The 4,661-nt window shown below is 70.2% G+C and carries 7 protein-coding genes and 1 pseudogene; 3 read left to right on the top strand and 5 right to left on the bottom strand.

Annotated features, from left to right (window positions below):
- From WA805_RS03210 to WA805_RS03220, 3 genes and pseudogenes are all read left to right on the top strand, one after another.
- Positions 1-211, top strand: a pseudogene (locus WA805_RS03210) (hypothetical protein); the annotation flags it as partial.
- 26 nt (positions 212-237) lie between these two features.
- Positions 238-429, top strand: coding sequence for a hypothetical protein (locus WA805_RS03215; RefSeq protein ID WP_422280024.1), 192 nt, complete (start codon positions 238-240; stop codon positions 427-429).
- A gap of 203 nt (positions 430-632) precedes the next feature.
- Positions 633-1,979, top strand: a complete 1,347-nt coding sequence (locus tag WA805_RS03220; RefSeq protein ID WP_422280026.1) for an ABC1 kinase family protein — start codon at positions 633-635, stop codon at positions 1,977-1,979.
- Positions 1,980-2,044: 65 nt separating this feature from the next.
- On the opposite strand, the gene WA805_RS03225 is transcribed toward WA805_RS03220, so the two are convergent.
- From WA805_RS03225 to WA805_RS03245, 5 genes are all read right to left on the bottom strand, one after another.
- Complete coding sequence (locus tag WA805_RS03225; RefSeq protein ID WP_422290513.1) at positions 2,045-2,236, bottom strand: hypothetical protein; 192 nt, start codon at positions 2,234-2,236, stop codon at positions 2,045-2,047.
- A 130-nt stretch (positions 2,237-2,366) separates the two neighbouring features.
- Complete coding sequence (locus WA805_RS03230) at positions 2,367-2,690, bottom strand: WhiB family transcriptional regulator (protein ID WP_422280036.1); 324 nt, start codon at positions 2,688-2,690, stop codon at positions 2,367-2,369.
- A gap of 218 nt (positions 2,691-2,908) precedes the next feature.
- Positions 2,909-3,211, bottom strand: a complete 303-nt coding sequence (locus WA805_RS03235; RefSeq protein ID WP_422339979.1) for a hypothetical protein — start codon at positions 3,209-3,211, stop codon at positions 2,909-2,911.
- 161 nt (positions 3,212-3,372) lie between these two features.
- A complete protein-coding gene (gene tesB / locus WA805_RS03240; protein WP_422280032.1) occupies positions 3,373-4,245 on the bottom strand; it encodes an acyl-CoA thioesterase II in 873 nt (290 codons plus the stop codon).
- Positions 4,242-4,661 (bottom strand): 3'-5' exonuclease (locus WA805_RS03245; RefSeq protein WP_425241607.1); only part of this gene is annotated, 420 nt, incomplete at its 5' end. The genes WA805_RS03245 and tesB, both read right to left, overlap by 4 nt.

Raw genomic sequence — 4,661 nt, forward strand, 5'->3', positions numbered from 1 at the left:
GCTGGCGGCCGCGCAGGCCCTCACGTTCATCGACCGCGCCGCTCCGCATGTCACGCGGAACGGCACCCTCGAGGTGGTGCTGCCGGACTGGCAATGGCACCGTCGCACGTGGTCGCCGCACCTCGCCTGCACCTGCGGTGCCGCCGCCGCGGCGCCAGGCCCGACGCAGGCCCTGTCGCCGGGAACGGCGCGTGAGTACGCTTCGGATTAAGAGGCGGACTCAAGGAGGCGAACGGCATGGCGGACTCTACTGGACCCGAAGACTTCGACACCCTGGGCCACGAAGAGGCGACCGACGAACTCGGCGCGGAAGCAGGCTCGGACGAACTCGGTCCTGAAGCAGGCGGCACCGACATCCTCGGCCACGAAGAAGGCAGCGACATCCTCGGTCCCGAAGCGGGCGGCACCGACGAGCTTCGTCCGCAGTGACCGTCGAGGTCTAGGCAGGACGTTACCGGGCGGGACCTGGGCATACGTCATGCCTGTGCCGTGTTGTAACTCAGCAGGACAGCACGGGGGCCGCTCGCGGCCGCGCGGAGGCGTATGGCGCGTCGCGCGGGAATGGTGGGAGTGTGGAGTCACCACGCGACCGTTCGGAATAAAAGTTCTTTAATTGACGGAGAATAAAGAGTGTGAATGACGTCCCACGCAATCCCGTCAACAGGACCGTGAAGCTAGCCGGGCTGCCGCTCGGGTTCGCGGGCAGGACCGCGCTCGGCCTTGGCAAGCGCATCGGCGGCAGGTCCGCGGAGCTCGTCGCCAGGGAGATCCAGCAGCGCACCGCCGACCAGGTCTTCCGGGTGCTTGGCGAGCTCAAGGGCGGCGCGATGAAGCTCGGCCAGGCGCTGTCGATCTTCGAGGCGGCGCTGCCGCCCGAGCTCGCCGAGCCGTACCGTGCCACCCTGACGCGCCTGCAGGAATCCGCGCCGCCGCTGCCCGTGAGCAGCGTGCACCGGGTGCTCGTGGGTGACCTCGGGCCAGAGTGGCGGTCGCAGTTCATCTCCTTCGACGACACTCCCGCCGCGGCCGCGTCCATCGGCCAGGTACACCGGGCGGTCTGGAAGGACGGCAGGGCCGTCGCCGTCAAGGTGCAGTACCCCGGTGCCGGGCGGGCGCTGATCAGCGACTTCACCCAGCTGGCGCGGGTGGGGCGGCTGTTCGGCGTGCTGATGCCCGGGCTCGACGTCAAGCCGCTGCTCGACGAGTTGCGGGACCGGGTCGCCGAGGAACTCGACTACCGGCTCGAGGCGCAGGCGCAGCAGGCGTTCGCGGAGGCGTACGCCGGCGACCCGGACATCTACGTGCCGCCGGTCGTGGCCGGGACCGACCATGTGCTGGTCACCGAATGGATGGACGGCACGCCGCTGTCGAAGATCATCAGCGGCGGTACACAGGCGCAGCGGGACCGAGCCGGCATCCTGTTCACGCGGTTCCTGTTCTCCGGCCCGGCCCGCGCGGGGCTGCTGCACGCCGACCCGCACCCGGGCAACTTCCGGCTGCTCGACGACGGGCGGCTCGGGGTGCTCGACTTCGGCGCGGTGGACCGGCTGCCCGACGGGCTGCCGCCGTTCCTCGGGCGGCTGCTGCGGATCATGCACGACCCCGAGCCCGACGTGGCCGAGGTCGAGCGCGAACTGCGCGCGAACGGGTTCCTGCGGCCGGGCATCTCGGTGGACCTGGACGCGCTGCGCGCGTTCCTCGCGCCGATGGCCGAGCCGTCGTCGGTGGAGACGTTCAAGTTCAGCAGGGAGTGGCTGCGCGGGGAGGCGACCCGGGTCACGGACCTGAGCGCGTCCAGCGTGTCCCGCAGGTTCAACGTGCCGCCGTCCTTCGTGCTGATCCACCGGGTGTCGACCGCCGGGACCGGCGTGTTGTGCCAGCTCGAGTGCGAGGCCGCGTTCCGCGCCGAAGTGCTCCGCTGGGTGCCCGGGTATACCGACGATCCGCTCGCCTCCGCGGAGCCGGTGCCCACGGCGTAGCGGCGGACATGACTGGACCCGGGATGGCCCACGCGCATCCCGGGTCCTGTCCTTGTGGGTGATGGCTAGCCGGCCGCCTCGATCGACGCGCGCAGCTCGTCGGATCGCTGCCAGGCGCGGAGCAGTTTGCGTTCCGCGCGCTGCCTGATCCGGTCCATCTTGCGGACTTCCGCCGCCTGCCGGGCGATCCTGGCGTGCTGCGCTTCCTCGTACCGGGCGCTACTTCGGTCCCGTGCCAGGGTTTCTGACAAGTACATGGTTAACCTCTGCATTGTGTGCATTGTGTGCGCTGCTTGTGCTTTACGCGTCGCCTGGTACGCGGCGCGTTGCGTACCGCGGCATGGTGAAGTGCCGCGATGGTGGTGAAGTGGCTGTGCTGCGGTTTGGTTACGCGGCCTGCTCGTCGGCCTTGGCGATCGCGGCGTCTTCCTTCCGCGGACGCCCCCGCGGACGCTTGCGCGGCACGATCGTGCCGCGCAGAAGCAGTTCGCCGCCCCAGACGCCCCACGGCTCGCGCCGATCGAGTGCGCCCTCAAGGCAGCCGAGCCGCGCTCGGCATCCCCGGCAGAGCGCCTTCGCCGTCTCGACGTCCTGCGGAGCCTCGGCGAAGAACAGCTCCGGGTCTTCGGTGCAGGGAAGATCCAGGCCACTCGGCACGCCGGCGCCGGTGACGAGCGTCGCGACGCTGACCGCTACGCCCTGCTGCTCCATCACGCCGACCGCCTCGAACCCGGACGGTCTTGACTCGAACCTTGCCGCGGTTGCCACGCCCTCGTCGGCACTCACGGTGGCATCGGGCCACTGCATCGGTGCCATCCCCTCTCGCTTGCTGGTCCTGTTGTCGTCGGGGACCGAGGCCTACGAAATAACTAGGCCGCGGACCCTATGTGCTGGGTCCGCGGCCTTCGGGGATCTTGGCCGGCCTTTGCCTAGGCCGGTTCCCTTTCTGGATGCGGACCCGATGCGCCATCGCCACCGGCGTTAACGCGGGTCTTGTGGACGTTCTGCTTGCGGACAACGGTCGGCAGCGCGGCCGCCATGACGGCAGCCGGCTGCATGGCCGGGACGCGCCGCGACGCGACGAAGCGCGCGCTCGGCGTACCGGCCGTGATGGGGAGCTGCCCGAAGGCATACTGCGCCCCTGCGCCGGACGGGCTGGCCCACGGGGAGCGGACACCCGGAAGGTCGGCGCCACTACGGGCAACCGCGACGGTGATCGTGTTGATTAGCACAGTGGGCACCTCCTTCCAGAGGGGTCGACACGCTGGCCCACGGACATGGAGACAGCCTACGTAACCGTTTACAGCCGGGCAACAGTTTTTTGACCTGCAGTTTTTCCGTCGCAGGTGAACGACTTCAGTCCAACCAATTAGCGACTGCGGGAGGCGACCAATCAACCCGGGGACGGTTTAGGCGTAGTCCGGATCAGGCCTTCCTGGACCACTGAGACCACCAGGTCGCCGTCGGCGGTGAACATCTCGCCTCGCGCCAGGCCGCGCGCCCCGTAGGCGACCGGCGAATCCTGCGCGTACAGCAGCCACTGATCGGCGCGGAACGGCCGGTGAAACCACATCGCGTGGTCCAGGCTCGCTCCCGCGGTCTGCCCGTCGTACCAGCTGACCCCGTGCCTGACCAGCACGGTGTCGAGCAGCGTCAGGTCCGAGACGTAGGTGACCAGGCACACGTGCAGCAGCGGGTCGTCGGGCAGTTCCCCGTTGATCCGCAGCCAGACCTGGCTGCTGGTGGCGCGCAGCGCCGGGTCACGGGCGGCCTCGACGCTGAGCGGGCCCACGGACCGCACCTCGATCGGGCTGTCCCGGTAATGCGGTGGCAACTCGGCCCCGGTGGCCTCGGCGATCCGCTCGGCGCTGCTGCGCACCTGCTCAGGCGGCGGCACTTTCGGCATCGGCTCGGCGTGCTCGAGCCCAGGTTCCGGGTGATGGAACGAGGCGGAGAGCGTGAAGATCACCTCGCCGTGCTGGATGGCGGTGACCCGCCGCGTGGCGAACGAGCGTCCGTCCCGCACCCGGTCCACCGTGTAGACAATCGGCACCGCGGGGTCGCCGGGCCGGATGAAGTACGCGTGCAGCGAATGGACCAGCCGGTCGGCAGGCACGGTCCGGCCGGCGGCGACCAGCGCCTGCCCGGCCACCTGCCCGCCGAACACCCGTTGCACGGTCTCGTCGGGGCTCCGGCCGCGGAAGATGTTGACCTCGATCTGTTCCAGGTCGAGGAGGTCGAGCAGCCGTGCGAGGGAGTCGCTCACCGGTGGCCTCCCTGGACCTGGGACCGCGGCTGGGCCTGGGGCTGGGCCTGGGCCTGGGTCGCGCCGGCGGGCTGCACGAGGCCGGCCAGAAACCGGGAGCGCTGCCTGGTCTGTCCGGTGCCTGGCGCGCGCGCCGGCGCCCACGACAGCGCCAGGTGCCGCCGCGCCCTGGTGACCGCGACGTAGAGCAGCCGCCGTTCTTCCTCGATGGCCTCGGCCGTTCGCGCGTACACGATCGGCATTATGCCCTCCACAAGACCGGGGAGCAGAACCGCGTCCCATTCGAGCCCCTTGGCCGCGTGCATCGTCGCCAGCGTGACCGCGCTCGCGACGGGCGCGTGCCCGGTGTCGGCCCGCTGCGCCAGTTCGGCCGCGAAGTCGGCGAGCGATGCCTCGGGGCGTGCCGCGGCCAGGTC

It is taken from the genome of Trebonia sp., from assembly GCF_049794275.1.
In the GTDB taxonomy this organism is placed as follows: Bacteria; Actinomycetota; Actinomycetes; order Streptosporangiales; family Streptosporangiaceae; genus Trebonia.